The organism is Providencia sp. PROV268, from assembly GCF_028477805.1.
GTDB classification, from domain to species: Bacteria; Pseudomonadota; Gammaproteobacteria; order Enterobacterales; family Enterobacteriaceae; genus Providencia; species Providencia stuartii.
On record NZ_JAMPLW010000015.1, the window covers coordinates 78,482 to 95,032 of the forward strand.

Consider the following 16,551-nt stretch of genomic DNA (forward strand, 5'->3'; position numbering starts at 1 on the left):
AAGAAAAATAGCAAAACAGATAAAACCAACGAGTTATTGATAATTTATCACGAATAATCGTTATAACTATTTAATTATCATCATAATAGGATTTTATTAAGCTCGGCTCGATAAAGTTTGTAATATTCTGTAACAGAATGATTGTACTGATAGTTTTCTGAAAATTCTGTTTTTTTATTTTCTAGTAAATAGATACTTTACATTGATTCAATTTATCTATTTACTTCACTACTGATAACTTCTGCTTAGCTTAATACTGGAGCAAATCCATGTCAGTTGTGACCCTTGTGTTAGTTTTTTTATTGGCCGTTATTGTGAGCGTATTTGTCTCTCGGCTACTTAAGGATATTATTCCTTTACCTATTATTCAGATAGCGCTAGGTGCAGCGTTGTCAGCTTTTGGTTTTGTGGTTGAATTTGAACCGCATCTCTTCTTGTTTTTGTTTATTCCTCCATTACTGTTCTTGGATGGCTGGCGTATTCCTAAGGAAGCGTTATTCCAAGAGATTAAGCCAATTATGTCATTGGCGATAGGTCTTGTGGTGGTGACAGTGGTTGGGATGGGCTTCTTTATTCATTGGTTGATCCCTGCAATTTCATTAGCCGTTGCTTTTGCGCTGGCGGCAATTTTGTCACCAACCGACCCCGTGTCTGTTTCTGCAATGACAGTCAATTCACCACTCCCTTCACGTATGGCACATATTCTTGAAGGTGAATCTCTGCTCAATGATGCGACAGGCTTGGTGTGTTTTAAATTCGCTGTAGCGGCAGCATTAACAGGTACCTTCTCTTTAACATCCGCAACAGGAGAATTTGCCCTTGTCGCGTTTGGCGGGATCTTAATTGGTTTATTAGTGGCTTGGGTTATTGGCTGGTTAAACCAATTTTTGGTGAAACGTACCGGTGAAGAGCCGGCAATCCAAATCATGATCAGCTTATTGATGCCATTTAGTGCTTACTTATTGGCTGAACATCTTCATGTCTCTGGGATCCTAGCCGCAGTGGTTGCGGGTATCGCTATGCACTATGAAAAAATTGCAGGGCGCATGCAGGCGGCAACTCGTATGCAAAGTAAAGCGGTATGGGACACGGTGCAAACGGCACTTAATGGGATGATCTTTATCTTATTAGGGGAACAATTACCAGGTATGTGGAATAACATGCCGCAAGTCGCGGAAGCGGCGGGAGCAAGCCACCCTTGGATGCTATTTGTGTATGTGATTGTTATCACCGTCGCATTAGCGATTTTACGCTTTGCTTGGGTTTGGATCTCAATGACCTTAACCGTATTTAACAACCGTCGTCGTGGTAAAGAAGCGGATGTTTTACACATTCGCATGATGGCGGTAATGGCAACGGCGGGGGTTCGTGGTGCGATTACTTTGGCGGGTATCCTAACATTACCACTGCTAATGCCGGATAATAGCCTATTCCCAAATCGTGATGTGGCTATCTTCTTGGCAATGGGGGTGATTTTGTGTTCATTGTTAATCGCTAGCGTTGCATTGCCTATTTTGACGAAAGGGTTGGTACAGGATTTACCGTATGATAATGATGAGATCCGTGCTCGTATGGCTCTCAATGAGGCTGCAATGGCACATTTACGTGAATTGATGAACCATCCTTCAGAAGATGTTGATGAAATTGCAATGCGCACCGAAGTAGGCTCTCAATTATTGGAAATCTACGGCAGACGCTTAGATAATACTGATGAAACTGAGTCTGATGTCTATGACCTACACAAAATGATTGATATGGAACGGGAAATGTCTCGCTCAGCTTTACAAGCAAAACGCGATGCCTTGTATCTCATGCGTAAAGGTAAGAATATCAGTGAGCGCGTATATCATCGCTTACGTGATGAATTAGATCTTAAAGAAGAAACGCTCAATCATCATAAAAGCAAAAAACACTAATTAAAATAGCGGCTAGAGTTTCGATTCTAGCCGTTTTTTTAATGTCCAATAGGAGGGAATAAGGCATGGAAAATAAGCAATTTTCAGATCAAGAATTAGATGAGCTATGGAAAAAAGCGTTATTTATTTCCCGTGATAATGAAGGAAAAGGCTTCCGCAAGGATGAACAGGGAAACTGGATCTGTCGTCATGAATATGGCAATCGGAAAAGTGAATATGGTTGGTTTCCAATGAAAATAGAACACAGCCAAGGTACCAATCAGCTTAATGATTATACCCCCGTGCATTGGAAGGTCGTTGACAAGTTAGGTCAGCCTTTTGAGCCGAAATATCGTTTAAAAATGCTACCAATAGAAAGTATCAGTGCTGAGCGGATTAACCAATTATGGCAAATGGCAGTAAAACACTCCGCGGATAATGAGCAAAAAGGGTTTCGAGTAGATATTTTTGGTCAGTGGGTTGGTCATAAGAACTATGGTGAGCAAAATAGCCCATATGGTTGGGCCGCGGTGTTAGTTGATGACATTTCCAATAAAGGCGCAGATAAAAAACTCGGCGTACTCCCCATTAACTTACAACTTCTGTTGACGTTGCAAAATGAGATGAATAAAGATGAAGAAGGGTGGACAGTGTGGGATACAGCTTGCTTAAGCGTTAATGCTTTACAGTTTGGTTTTGATTTTATTGGCGCTTCTTTTAGTGCCGCTTTCTCGGCTCCATTTTCTTTTTTTGACATATAGCACTCGTCGTTTCATAGACTCTATTTAAGCGGTTAGTTGGTATCGGCTAGATATGCTAAACGTTGCAGCTTGTACTATCTCTGAGTGGTAGGAATAAGTTGCACTCATCGCCCGCCAGATAAAGCGGGTTTTTTTGTTGTATTAAAGAAGGAAGCCCATGAATGGTCATACGGAGTGAAGTGAACATGGTGGAATAACATTATGGAATTTCTTCGATAAATAGGGCGTGCTTAAATTGAAATTCATGTTATATGCTTAAAATAGAAAAGCGCAACAGTTAATATCAGTCAGATTATGATTGGTTTTGGTTTTCAGTAGTAAAATAAAAGTTTAAATAGAGCATAGTCATACTATGGTTCTTTATTAAAAATTATTTGATATAAAATGGATAATGCCATGGTTAAAATATAATTAAATAATTAGTTTCTATATAAAAATATATCTTAATAATAATGGTGTAATTTCAATTTCTTATGTTGTAAGTGTTTTTTATTTAGTTTTCTTGAGTGGGATTATTACTTTTCTTAGCTTTAATATACTGTTTTATATCCTATAGTTTTGATTTAAATAATTACTTTAGATAAGTGTATTTTTATCTGTTTATTTTCGCTATTTTTATTGAAATAGCAAGAAAATTAATTGCAAAAAACATTATTCAATATTGAAGTATATTTTTTAACTATTTGATAATAATGATTTTATATTATTATCCCATCGTGATAAACGATCGATTTGCTTATTTTTGATAGGATTTAGCTATTGATAATTGGGTGTTTGATCGATATAAACGTATTTACACATTTAATTGATAAATCTATATTTTAATAAAATTATATTTTTATTTATTATCAGTGAATCCATTTGCTAATTTAATTATTAGTAATAAGAGAAGGCTATTTAAAAATAGTGACTTTATTATGAAACTTAAATATCTGACGATTGGTTTTTTAATATGAGCAAAAATAGAATTTTATTAAGACAAGATATTGGTGATTTTTTAAGAGCAGCGAGAAGAGGTAAATCTTTAACTGGTCTTCAACTTGGAAAAATGTTGCATATTAGCCAACAACAAATTTCCCGTTACGAACGAGGAGAAACAAGTATCAGCATTGAAACATTAGATGTTTTATTAAAAGGATTAGATATGGATTGGTCAGACTTTTTTTTCAAAGTGATGGCAAATTATTCGGCTGAAATAGCGGAATTAAAACTCTACAGATAGCCTCCAGTAGCAGAATTTAACGACGGTAATTTATACGCGAAGCGCCATTGCGTATGCAAGGAGACGAAAGCGGTTTGATCAGGGATGATTTTTTTATTGTTACCTATTAAGAATCAATTAGTAAATTCCATAATATCAATGCCTTATGATGAATTTATAGCAATTTAAGTCTTATTTTATATTGAAAGGAAAAACACATGAAACTAGTAAAATTCACGCAAGTGGTTGTTGTTGCTACATCTGTTGCCTCTTTCAACACGACTGCGGATAACTTAGGTACAGTGGATTTTATCGGTACAGTCGTCAGTACCCCCTGTAATATCGCCCAATCATCATTAAAACAAACTATTGATTTCGGACAGCTTTCTCGTCGTGCACTTGAGAATGGTAGGGTTGCCGAGGTGGATTTTAATATTGAATTCACGGGGTGTGATTTTACAGACTTCGATAAAGATGCAGAAGGAAAGCCAATGGCAGTGAAAACCATGGAATTGGTGTTTACAGGTAAAAGCTATGCTGACGCTGCAAGCACATTACTCTCAACATCGGTGGACAACACGAATAATGTCGGTGTTGGTATTGAGGGTTTCGAGTTCGGTAAAGCGAAGGATGTTTTATCGCGGATAGCGAACAAAAAAGGAGATAATACATTAAAATTCAAAGCATTTGCGAAAGCCGTAGACACAACAAAAGATGTTGTTGAAGGGCAGTTCAATGCAACCTCCAACTTCCGAATTACTTACCAGTAAACAGGATAGCCGTCCGCCAGCCTTTTGCTGGCGGAATCATCAAGGCATTCGGAGGGTGCTGTGAGTGCTTACAAACATTTTAGTCGCCACATTATACAATTCATGATGCTGTGGGTACTTGGTCACGCTACCGTGTATGCTGCGATTGATACACAGCGCCATTCTTTCAATGGAATGACCCGAATAGTAGGAACAGTGATTGCCACTCCCTGTTCAATAGCCATGACTGATCGTTACCAAACAATCAATTTTTCCCCGTTGACCTTAACGCTATTATCCACAGCCAGCGGTCGTGAGCGCTATAGCCAACCCTTTATCATTGAGCTACATGGTTGCGGCAGCATGCACTCGACAATCGACAGTAAAACATGGTCAATACGTTTTTCCGGACATACAACTCAAAATATAAATGCCTTTGTATTACAGGGGCCTTCACACGGTTTAGGCATTTCCGTATTGGATGAACAACGAAAAAGATTGGTTCCTGAGCAGCGCTATTTTTTGTCTAACCACGTGTTACGACAAGACAAATCTGGGGAGACTCTTTTTTTACGTTACTTCTTACAACTAGAGCTGACAGGGCAACCGATTCAAGCAGGTAGCTATCAAGGTTTGGTTCGTTTTTTCATCGACTATCAATAAGAAACAGAAATAAGGGCCTCATCACTTATTTTTGAGGTGCTTCTTTGTCGTATTAGGGATGGAACAGAGCATGGTGTTTAAACATAGCAAACTACGGCGGGTTATTTTATTGGCGTTTGGCCTGACGACATGGGGCGCGAGTGCTGCTGAATTCAATACTGATGTGCTGGATGCAGAAGATCTGCAAAATATCGATATAAGCCGATTCTCTGTCGCCGGATATGTACCGCCGGGAGATTATGTTTTAACTGTGTGGGTTAATGGGCTGCGCTTAGGCGCCCCACGTGATATTTCCGTATATGAGAAAAGCCCTTCTGCCGAGCAACGCTCTCCGTTTGTTTGTATACCAACAGATATGCTGCAATTAATAGGATTGACGCATTCTGCAAAGCGCAAATTAACCACGTTAAACGAAGGGCGATGCCTAGATTTATCATTGTTATCCGGGGCACAAACTCAAGTTGAGCTATCAACATTATCATTAAAAATAACTATCCCTCAAATGTGGATGGAGTACAGAGATCCCTACTGGATACCGCCAGCATTATGGGAGGAAGGTGTAAACGGGGGATTTATTGATTTCAATGCGAACGCGTCAGCAACAAAAGAAAAAGGCGGCACTAAACGAGTTTATTTATCAACCAATGGAACGATGGGGATAAATACCGGCGCTTGGCGCTTTCGCGGGGATTATAATGGAAGCTACCAAAAACAGCGTGGAGGATACTCGCCACAAGAAACACATCAGTTTGATTTCAGCCGGTTATATGCATTCACTTCATTAACAGAGTCAGCCGCTATTTTGACGTTAGGCGAGAATTATTTTTATTCTGATATTTTTGACGCTTGGCAATATAGCGGGGTGTCGTTAGAAAGTGACGATAGAATGCTCCCTCCCAAGCTGGTTGGTTATGCGCCTGAAATTATCGGCGTAGCCAATACCAATGCGACGGTGATCGTCCGTAGCCAAGATAGGGTTATCTCTGAAACGCTTGTTCCACCAGGGCCTTTTCGTATTCAAACATTAGAGAGTGGGATTCGAGGTATATTGGATGTCACCGTGAGAGAAGAAAATGGTGAAGAGAAGACATTTACGGTTAGCACAGCGTCACTGCCTTATTTAACGCGACCGGGACGCCTTATTTATAAGTTAGTCGGTGGAAAAACGCGTTATGATAGCCATCATCTTACAGGTAAGCCCGTTATTGGTGGCGAGTTTTCCTATGGCGTCTCTAATGCTTGGTCATTGTACGGAGGCTCTCAGTTAAATGGTTATTATCAGGCGCTAGCGGTAGGTTTAGGGCGTGATCTTTTTTCCATTGGCGCTATTTCCGTTGATATCACTCAGTCCTTTGCTGATCTTGAAGATAAGAAGCGACGAGGGCGCTCTTATCGAGTCAACTATGCTAAATCCTTTGATGATTTGCGTACGGATATTACATTTGCAGGCTACCGTTTTGCCGATAAAGACTACCGGACGTTGACACAATTTTCTGATGAGGCGCGTACAGGTATTACCCCCTATGCGCCGAAAACGAATTATCAAATTTACCTGAATAAGTACTTTGAACACTTTAATATTTCCTTAAATTATCAATACAGTACTTATTGGCAAAACGATCCTCAAACACAATATGGGATGTATGCAAGTACCCATCTCAACTTGCCAGCCTTATCTCAACATGGGGCGAGTTTATCGCTGTCTGCTACGCGAACAGAGCGGGATAATGGTTTTGAAGATGATGCAATTAATCTATACCTAACGGTTCCTCTTTATACAGGGCATAGCTTAACGTTTTCAGAGCTTTACTCTCGCTCATCCGGTCATAATCAATTCAATCACAACGTGGGTTATAGCGGCTACAACACGACCGATAATTACAGCTTAAATATGGGTTATCACCATGGCCAAAACATGGATAACCAAACCAGCCTTAGTGGTTTCTATTCTCGAGACTTATCGCAAGCGAATATCTCAGCAAATGCCAGCTATGTACCGCATGAATATCGTAGTGTGGGAGCCTCCATAAACAGTGGAATAACCGCGACCGCTAAAGGTGTTGCATTACATCGTTCAGCAAATGGTGACACGCGATTAATGATAGATACGTCGGGGATCAGCGGCGTGCCTTTAGATAATGGCGTGATCAAAACCAACGCTTTTGGGTTAGCGGTGATCCCAAATGTGAATAGCTATCGTAAGTCTACTGCATCCATTAATACCAGCAAATTACCCGATAATTTAGAGACGTTAACGTCGACAACCGATATTACGCTTACTAAAGGAGCGATTGGTTATCGCCATTTAACGGTGATGAAGGGAGAAAAACTCTTTGCCATTTTGTCATTAGAGAACGGCAAGAAACCGCCTTTTGGTGCCAGTGTACGCAATGCTGATAATCGTGAATTAGGTATTGTCGGGGAAGATGGAGTGACTTGGTTAGTGGGCGTTTCGGCACAAGAGTCGTTATTTGTTTATTGGGATAACCAAAAGCAATGCAGGATCAAATTGCCAGAGACGTTTGTTGTGTCGTCGGACATGTTGTTACTGCCATGCCTACGGGGGAAGTTGTAGTTTCATTCATCATCTAGGTAAAAAATAATTAAATTAGGTTTATGAGGTTAGGTATGTTGAATTTATATTTACGTCATGGGCTGTTTGTCGGTTGTTGTTTATTTCTGTTGCTAACCACGCTATATGCGCATAGTGCCGTCACATTAGATAGAACTCGGATCGTTTTTCCCGGAGATGAACGCGCGATCAATATCAGGATCACGAATGATAATCCTGAAGAAGTTTATTTGGCACAAAGCTGGATAGAAGATTTACAAGGAAATAAATTAACCAAAGGGGCGATTTTAGCGACACCACCTTTGCAGCGAATTGAACCCAATAGCGATAGTTTAGTGCGATTAAGTGTGACACCGCTGCTGGAACAATTACCGCAAGATAGAGAATCGGTATTTTATTTTAATTTACGGGAAGTACCTCCTAAATCGACAGAAGGAAATACATTACAAATTGCGTTGCAGTCTCGCGTTAAGTTGTTTTATCGCCCTAAGAATATTTTGTCAGAGTCGCAGACACAATGGGCACATAAGATCACACTGGCGAGAACGGCAAAAGGTTATCAACTGAATAATCATACGCCTTTTCATTTAACTGTTATTGGCTTAGGTAACAGCAAATCTCAATCTGAACAAAGTCGCTTTGATGTTGTTATGGTTCCACCTAAATCAACGCACGACATTATATCACCTTCATTATCAACTCCTTATCTTACTTACATTAACGACTACGGTGGCAAGCCAACTCTGGCATTTCGTTGTATTGATGCGATTTGCACCGTGAGAGAGGAGCTGTGATAGCCATCTTGGCAGCAAACAATAAAAAGGAAGGAAATAATGAATTCAAAAATTGTATTGCTATGTCTACTTGCTCTGATTGGCGCTATAGGTAATTGGGCAAAAGCCGCGCCATTGATATCCAATACATTGATAACGGGAGACAATGATGGGCAGCTATTACAAGGATGGGTAAGGGTTAATGCTGTTTTATTTCATGCTCCTTGTAATTTAATCAGCCACACTGAGGCTATTTTGACAGGATGTGGAAGTGGTGGGCTATTTCGTGACAGTGCCCTTTTGAAAGGGGCTGCGAAAACGCCTGTCAAAGTACAATTTATTGATAGGCGGCAAGGCGTTGTATTGGAATATTTTGAGATGAGCTTAGATAATGGCAATAACCCAATACCGCTTCCTGAACTCAATAAAAATCAAAATAGAGTGGGGCTAGAGGTGAGTTATGAATAAAGCATTTATCTTAATTGCCATATGCTCTTTCAGCCCATTAAATGCGTTGGGTAAAAATCATTTAGATGTTGAATTTAAAGGTGAACTTATTCATCACGATTGCCAAATTGCAGCGGGATCTATTAATAAACAAATTCAATTAGGTTATTTGCGTAAACAATATCTTAATGAACATAGCGTCAGCGACGTGTTTCCCTTTTTTATTGAAATTAATAAATGTAGCCCATCTGATCTGAATAAAATAATCCGTCTAACATGGCAAAGCCATCAATTAATCGACATTGATGGTAACCATTATCTAACGACGCAAGGCGCAAGCGGGGCGTTACTTGGATTGATAGAAATGGATAAAGACAAGCAGCCTGTTATTTGGAATCAACCCATTAAGGCTGGTGTCGTGTCAGTCGTAGATAATCGCCAACAATTAAACTTTGGGGTATTTGTTCGTAAACCTGCAAGCGGTGAAATTAAAACGGGGGATTTTAAAGGCACGGCGACATTTGTGGTGGAGTACGAATAATGAAACAACACAAGACACTGATCACCGTGTTAATGCTATTTGGCTCGTTAGTTCATGCAGATGTTTTAGTGGAGGTCAGTGCAACTATGGTGGCGCCTAGCTGCAATATTCACAGTGAACATCATGGCTCTACGTTAAAAATAGATTTCGGTACGGTAAAGTTTGATGAATTAAATAGCGCTTCGCACCATAGAGCGTTTGCGATTCAACTTTCAGGGTGTGACTTTAATAAAGATTTAGCGATTATGCTGGCGCCGAAAGGGAACAATACATTCATTCATAATGGGCAAACAGTATTAGCGACCTCAATTTCTGGATTAGGGATCTCTTTCAATGAAGTCATCGACGGGGGCATCCGTCCTTTGGCGATGAACAAGCTGCAACGAATTAACCCACAACGGCTTAGCGCTACCGAATACCAAACTGATTTACAGGCTCGCCTTGTTAATCGCATTCCTGCTGAACAATTAGCGGCAGGTAAGTTCACTTCTGCTATGACAATTTTAGTCGCGTATGACTAATAAGGGCTAAAGCGATGTGTGATTTTAAAGATGATGGTCGTAGGTATATGACAGCTAAAAATTATGCGTGGATGATAGGTTTATCTTTAATGATAAATAGCTTAGATGCAACGGCTGATTACGCAGCTCAAATTGTCGACCCCAACACAGGGTATGTGATCAAATTAGAGCGTAACAGTGAATTAGTGGCGACGCCACTTGTTGGCTCTAATGGAAAAAATTATTACCGCATTGGCAATACGATGCTAATTGATAGTGCCAGTAAAGATGTGAGTGTATCCGGTTATGTTAAATGCTTAGGTCGGCAATGGGGAGAGAGCAGTGTAGGCATCCCATCGGAAAACGCATTTCATCGCTTATTTATGTATGCGCCAATGGCTGGTGTCTATATTGAAGGGAGACCTGCCTATCAAATCAACAGTAATTTAGTCATGACGGTTGAAACAAACTTGATGAGTTGGGTCAATATTGACGCTGCGGTTTGTTCTAATGGCTTTGATGGAGACATTTTTCCTTCGGGGCAGTTCTATAGCCAATTTCCAATCAAATTAACCTTCTATATTAATGAGCGAATTATTGATGGGCAATTAGTGATAAATGCTATGGATTTAGGTGGCTATGTTCGCGCTTATACCGCCAAGAAAACGGTACCGCCTTACGACAGTTGGCCTATCAATGAGACAACGGTTCCATTACGGCTGGCTGCTTCACAAATTCATATTGGCTCTCTGTGCACGACCATGACTAGCACAGGGCAAGCAGAAACCGTCAGCCTACGTCATGGCAAACTCAGTAGTGTGAATTACGATAGTACAGTGGTAGAAAAAGTCACTTACAGTTGTAAGTTTAAATCATCGACTAACATCCGATTACGTTTGGATTACACCAAAGATGATGACCCTCAAAAGCGCTTGCCATTAAAAAGCCAGTTAAACCATCACGATGTCATTTATAGTGAATTAACAATGACCGATGAAGCGACAGGGCAAACGGGGCAAAGTTTAAACCTTGAGATCCATCAACTCGATACCATCAGCATTACCAGTCGCATTCAAGGGCAAAATGCAGCTGCGGGGGATTATCGAGGATCAGCGTGGTTGATTGCGACTTATGATTAACTTGTCTTGCTGACAATAAGCTATTCGGTTGAGCCGTAAGAGCCAGTTATCTTGAAACAGGTTTGGGAAGCGTGCCTTGGTCTGTTTTTGTTAGATAATCATCTCGCTGGCTTCATTTATTGCATTAGGAGGAAAATGGCGGCTCAACCCATCCTCTGTTATTGATGAATACGCTGAATAAAATTTGAAGGTGTTTTGCCCAACCATTTTTTAAACATGGTCGAGAATGCACCCACACATCGCGTTTTATGCTATCGACGCGATTTAGAGGGATATTTCGCATAATGGCTCGCATTAACTCAGATGGAAATATCATTTCTATTTTTGGCAGCTTGGCTAGCCTTGTTTGTTTTCTATTGCCATTTTTAGCGATAATGGATAGGGGCTATCCGTAGTTATGAGTGAAATACCGGTCATAATTATGACCGGCATAAATGAAAAGATAACGATCATTTGCTATTAAAAAACCTAAGCATCCAAGAAAAATAAATTTAATAAATTATTGTGTTAATTAAAAAATCGTAAATGGGGCAGTCACAATAAATTTGATATCTTTTTCATCTTGGAAAATGTTATTAAATCCTCCACCCCAGCTTGGGATATCGCTGTGGTTATCAAAACGAGTGTAATGTAATTTAAAGGTAGTATCCTTAGCTTTACCAGTTTGAATGGTGTAGAGAATATCAAAATTCCATGCACTTTCTCTGACGCGTTGGCTTTGGTCATAAATTGGATTATTACTCGGTTTTGCATCCCAAGCATAAACATAAGAGGTGCCGATTTTCCAACCCGCGAGATCCCAACTGGATAAATCATAGGTCACACCAGCAAATAGCGCTTTTTCATTGTCGGAGTTGAAATCTGAACGGGCATCCCACCAAACATCTATACGACCATTTGAAGTGCCGTAAGCCGAGGTCATGCGCTGTAAAAAGTAACCTTGTTGACCAGGAGAGTGCACCATCGTTCCTTCAACTTGGAAGTCTAAAGCATCGTAGGTATAGCCTAAAGTGAACGCCTGTAACCAAGCTAATCCATCATAGACATCATTAACACCACCACTATTATCTTTATCTTGTGCGCCGTAGAATTGATACGATACTCTTAAATCACGACCAGCGAGCGGGAATGCGTAAGAGATCTTGGCAAGATATTGATCCATATAACCTTCAGCTTGACCAACTGCACCCTCTAGCACCAGCTTGTTTTTGGCATCATATTTCACACCCAGTGAGTGTAAATAATCAATCGTGGTTGTTGAGTCGGCTTCGCGGAATTCATACATTTCACGATACCATGGCGCTTTATATTGATCCGTCCACATATAGGAAATATTAAATTTCCCACTGTCCTCGGTATCAAATTCAGCCCCCACTTCGGCACCACGGTAAGTACCGGGTAAAAAGCTCCAGTTGGTGGCTAACAAAGTTTGACCACTTGGTTGTATATAGCCTGCTTTACCCCAAAATGGCCCTAATTTTAATTTTGTTGCAGCGGTCGTGAAGGTAAACCCATTGCGGTCGCCTGTACCTTTCTCATCCCAAACATTTTTGGCATCACTAAAGCCAATTTCATTCGGTGCGGCAGGGCCGCCGTTTGATAATTCGACAGCAGTATACCCGGCAAAATCAAAGCCAATAAAATCTTGAATATAACCAGAAGAAAAGTCGAGAGCTATATTTAATGATGAGTGTTTAAGATTATCTGTATATTGACCATATTTATCACTGCCGGGTGTTAATTCTTTTCTTGATCTATCCCTTTGCCAATAATAGATACCACCTTTTAATGTTGCATCATCAAAAAATGGTTGAGCATTGATTTTAGGAATATAACAACTTGCGGTTAATATAGAAAATATCTCTAATGCTAATGGTTTTTTAGTATGCTTAATCATGGAATTAGCCATTCTTTATTCCTCAATATTGATTGAATTAATTAATTGATTTTTATTTTTTATAAATAATGAAGGGCAAAGTGATAAATAAAACACTAAGCCAATAACATTTATATTTTGTGATTAATATTAAGCAATCTGAAAAGTAGGGTTTTATGAATTTAAGAGAATGTCATTTGCCAATAGGGACCATGGTAGCTGTTGATATCGAGATATTATATAAGGTTGGGTTTTTATACTGAGTGATCTTGTTTTTTTTGGATTAAATTGCGGCGCTGGATTTCTAAATGCTGTTTTTAAAAGTGAAAACCTTTAATGCATTATCCAGTATTTTATTATGTGACGTATAAAAACAAAAAAATGTCACCTTTAGCTATTAAAAGTTTTTTAAATTTATATTTATATTATGAAAAATGGAAAATAAGAGGGTTTGATATGAGTGAATCAGTCGGATCTATGAAGTCTCAAAAAATGCAGTTATCAACATGGCGAGTTTATCTTTCACCTATTATAGGTGGAATATTTATTCCGATGATGTTCTTGTGGGCACCATTAATTACTATTCAAATGGATAAGGAACTTGGTTTTTCGCCAGAAAAAGTAGGTTTTATCTATATGATAGAAATTTTAACCGGGATGTTAGCAAACGTTATTGCCTTCTTTTGGTTAAAAACAAAGATAAACTGGTATCATATTTATGTGGCTATGATCCTACTTACCGCGGTATTAAACATTATCTCAGGTTTTTTAATTAAAGATCATTTTAATCTTTATATTGCTATCAGAATCCTCTCTGCAATATCAGGATCGACTATTTTTATCATAACCAATTCGTGTATGGCGTTATTGCCAAACTCGTATCGAGCGTTCAGTATCTCCCTATTTAGCCAAATTATATTAGGGAGTTTAGGGCTGTTTATTTTACCGCTATTCCTTGAAAGTTATGGCATATTTTCAGTTTATGTTTTCGTGTCCATACTGTTAGTTTGTGTTTTACCGCTAACTAAAGGTATAGATGCTATTTGGCGAATGAAAGAGGAAAATATTTTTAAAGAACAAGCCCAAGGAGCGGTAAAAAATCGTACAGTAAAAAATGAGATGTATCTATGCTTAGCAGGTATCTTCTTATTTAATGTCGTGGTTGCTGGTGTTTGGACATTTATTGGAGGTTATCTTAGCGCGTTACAAGTCGATCTTTCAGTCGTGTATAACATTTTAGGTTCGGCAAGTATGGTCGGTATATTGGGCGCGGGAACTTCAATTTTATTTAGTAAAAAAGTAAATTTAGTTTTTGTTACTTGCTTTATATTTTTAATCGCATCTGTGCTAGCAATGTACTTAAATACTAGCATCATGCTTGTGATTATCAGTTGTTACGCTTTTAAATATATATGGACACTAATATTACCATTTACGATGAGTATTGCTGCTGAATATGAAGTCGATGGAAATGTTATGAACCTTACATCACTTACATTGGGGCTGGGTATCGCATTAGGGCCGATGTTTAGCGGAATGTTAATTGAGCGTGTTAGTTTTTCTGCAATGTTTTTATTCAATTTATTATTACTTGTTGCCTCCATGGTAATCATTATGAAAATAATTTTTAAAAATAATAAAGATAAGGCTTAATAATGACAAAAAATTTAAATCATTATCATGTGCATACTACGTGGAATGAAGTACTAGACGGAATATCGTTGAAGAATAAAAAGTATTTAATCACAGGTGCTAATATTGGATTAGGCAAAGAGTCTGCTAAGGCAATATTAAGCCATGAAGGATATGTTGTTCTTACCGTCAGGACAGAGGAAAAAAAACAACAACTTTATACGGAGCTTTCTTCACAATTTGATGATGCTTTATTTGAAATTAAATTGCTTGATTTGTCATCGTTAAATGATATTCGGCGTTTCGTAAAGCAAATTATTCTAGAAGATGTGAAACTTGATGGGATATTGGCTAATGCCGGGGTAATGGCCACTGATTTTAAATTAACCGTCGATGGATTTGAACAGCAGTTTGGCATTAATCATTTAGGGCATTTTCTATTAATTAACAAACTGACACCTTGCTTATTAAAAGGTGCAAGGGTTGTTATGATGACATCGGGGGCGCATCGCTTAAGTAATGTCGATTTAGATGATCCAAATTTCAATCATCGACCATACAGCCGTTGGACTGCGTACGGGCAATCTAAATCAGCAAATGTATTATTTGCATTTGAGTTTGATAGGCGCTGGAAAGATTATAATATTCGAGCTTTTGCGGTAGCTCCCGGCATTGTTCTTGATACAAACCTACATCTGCATTTGCAGCACGATGATTTTAAAGAGTTAGCAGAGAAACAGGACACCAATAAAGTACCTGTAAAATCATTATCAGCCGGTGTTGCAACACAGATTATGGCATTGTGTCACCCTGAATTCGCGGATAAAGGGGGGATTTTTTTAGAACATTGCAGTTATTCTCAAATTAATGAGGATACGCGGCAGGGAACGGGGGTTATTCCATGGGTACTGGATGTCGCTTTTGGTCAAAAATTATGGCACCTCTCGGAAGAAATGGTGAATGAAACATTTACAGAATACGCCAAACTGAAATCTGAAGTGAGTTATGGGGAGTTGGCCCATAATCGTTTACCTCAAAGCAAAAAAATTAGCCTGACAGGGATAGAATTTAAAACAGAAAACGCAGTGATTGAGATCTTTTTCGATCAAAAGAGCTGCACGATAGAAGGTTATCACCAACAAGGTATTTTTATCCCGAAAGAGGCAAATTATGAAGCGGTTGAGGTGAGAAATAATCTGTTTTTTGTGGATCTTTTATTTCCAGAGCATACGGAAATTACGCTATCTATTGCACTCGATTTTACCACAAATAAAGCGCTATTTATTCTTACACAATATCAGCCTAAAAGTTTGCCTGATCACAGCAAGCCAATACCATTAAAGTTAGCGTCTAATTATCAGCAATATTTTACACCAGCAATAATACTGACTGGAAACCATAAAGTTAATGAATGCCGGTATCCTTTTATTACGAGTGATTTGATTGGCAGTCGGGCGTTATATTGTTATTCGAATTTACCACCGACAGTGTATGAGCATATTTATATCAATTCACATTGGTATTGCTATAACGTCATTAATGGTATCAGAAAAGGTGATGGGGGATGCGATCAAGTGAGTTATTATAAGTTTGACGATTCTACTTATGTGGTGACTTGGCGAGAGCTATTAATCGACCTATCCTTTGTTTTTGTTTATGACTTGGAGAATAAGACGACAACAGGGAAAGGCTGGGGAAATCTGTCTGAAGTGAATAAAATGATTAATATTCCAGCCGGTGCAAATATTATTTCTCTTAACTCATTAAATTACCCATTAAATTATATTCCAACATAAGGTGTT

General features: G+C 38.9%; 14 protein-coding genes. 13 read left to right on the plus strand and 1 reads right to left on the minus strand.

Annotated elements, in window-relative coordinates:
- Nucleotides 1–269 precede the first annotated feature (269 nt).
- The 11 genes from PR699_RS12250 (at nucleotide 270) to PR699_RS12300 (ending at nucleotide 11,241) form a co-directional block, all read left to right on the plus strand.
- A complete protein-coding gene (locus PR699_RS12250) occupies nucleotides 270–1,916 on the plus strand; it encodes a Na+/H+ antiporter (protein WP_004926020.1) in 1,647 nt (548 codons plus the stop codon).
- Nucleotides 1,917–1,981: 65 nt separating this feature from the next.
- Nucleotides 1,982–2,656: a hypothetical protein gene (locus tag PR699_RS12255; protein ID WP_014656907.1), complete on the plus strand. Its 675-nt coding sequence runs from the start codon at nucleotides 1,982–1,984 to the stop codon at nucleotides 2,654–2,656.
- A gap of 952 nt (nucleotides 2,657–3,608) precedes the next feature.
- Complete coding sequence (locus PR699_RS12260; RefSeq protein ID WP_004926025.1) at nucleotides 3,609–3,878, plus strand: helix-turn-helix domain-containing protein; 270 nt, start codon at nucleotides 3,609–3,611, stop codon at nucleotides 3,876–3,878.
- A gap of 197 nt (nucleotides 3,879–4,075) precedes the next feature.
- A complete protein-coding gene (locus PR699_RS12265; protein ID WP_014656906.1) occupies nucleotides 4,076–4,627 on the plus strand; it encodes a fimbrial protein in 552 nt (183 codons plus the stop codon).
- Between the two features lie 102 nt (nucleotides 4,628–4,729).
- Complete coding sequence (locus tag PR699_RS12270) at nucleotides 4,730–5,269, plus strand: fimbrial protein (RefSeq protein ID WP_050979634.1); 540 nt, start codon at nucleotides 4,730–4,732, stop codon at nucleotides 5,267–5,269.
- Nucleotides 5,270–5,327: 58 nt separating this feature from the next.
- Nucleotides 5,328–7,844 carry a fimbria/pilus outer membrane usher protein gene (locus PR699_RS12275; protein WP_041705092.1) on the plus strand — a complete coding sequence of 839 codons (2,517 nt, stop codon included), beginning with the start codon at nucleotides 5,328–5,330 and terminating at the stop codon, nucleotides 7,842–7,844.
- Nucleotides 7,845–7,897: 53 nt separating this feature from the next.
- Nucleotides 7,898–8,635: a molecular chaperone gene (locus PR699_RS12280; RefSeq protein ID WP_014656903.1), complete on the plus strand. Its 738-nt coding sequence runs from the start codon at nucleotides 7,898–7,900 to the stop codon at nucleotides 8,633–8,635.
- Between the two features lie 39 nt (nucleotides 8,636–8,674).
- Entirely contained in the window at nucleotides 8,675–9,082 is a 408-nt protein-coding gene (locus PR699_RS12285; RefSeq protein WP_014656902.1) for a hypothetical protein, read from the plus strand.
- Nucleotides 9,075–9,602: a fimbrial protein gene (locus tag PR699_RS12290; protein WP_014656901.1), complete on the plus strand. Its 528-nt coding sequence runs from the start codon at nucleotides 9,075–9,077 to the stop codon at nucleotides 9,600–9,602. Before PR699_RS12285 ends, PR699_RS12290 begins: the two co-directional genes overlap by 8 nt.
- On the plus strand, nucleotides 9,602–10,123 hold the full coding sequence (locus PR699_RS12295; protein WP_004926037.1) for a fimbrial protein: 522 nt from the start codon (nucleotides 9,602–9,604) through the stop codon (nucleotides 10,121–10,123). Before PR699_RS12290 ends, PR699_RS12295 begins: the two co-directional genes overlap by 1 nt.
- A gap of 14 nt (nucleotides 10,124–10,137) precedes the next feature.
- Nucleotides 10,138–11,241, plus strand: coding sequence for a hypothetical protein (locus PR699_RS12300; protein WP_004926039.1), 1,104 nt, complete (start codon nucleotides 10,138–10,140; stop codon nucleotides 11,239–11,241).
- 511 nt (nucleotides 11,242–11,752) lie between these two features.
- Here the strand turns inward: PR699_RS12300 and PR699_RS12305 are convergent.
- Complete coding sequence (locus tag PR699_RS12305; protein ID WP_041705447.1) at nucleotides 11,753–13,138, minus strand: OprD family outer membrane porin; 1,386 nt, start codon at nucleotides 13,136–13,138, stop codon at nucleotides 11,753–11,755.
- A 315-nt stretch (nucleotides 13,139–13,453) separates the two neighbouring features.
- Between PR699_RS12305 and PR699_RS12310 the strand changes: the two genes are divergently transcribed.
- Nucleotides 13,454–14,770, plus strand: a complete 1,317-nt coding sequence (locus PR699_RS12310) for an MFS transporter (RefSeq protein ID WP_004926045.1) — start codon at nucleotides 13,454–13,456, stop codon at nucleotides 14,768–14,770.
- A 2-nt stretch (nucleotides 14,771–14,772) separates the two neighbouring features.
- Nucleotides 14,773–16,545, plus strand: a complete 1,773-nt coding sequence (locus PR699_RS12315; protein ID WP_004926047.1) for an SDR family NAD(P)-dependent oxidoreductase — start codon at nucleotides 14,773–14,775, stop codon at nucleotides 16,543–16,545.
- Nucleotides 16,546–16,551: the final 6 nt, after the last annotated feature.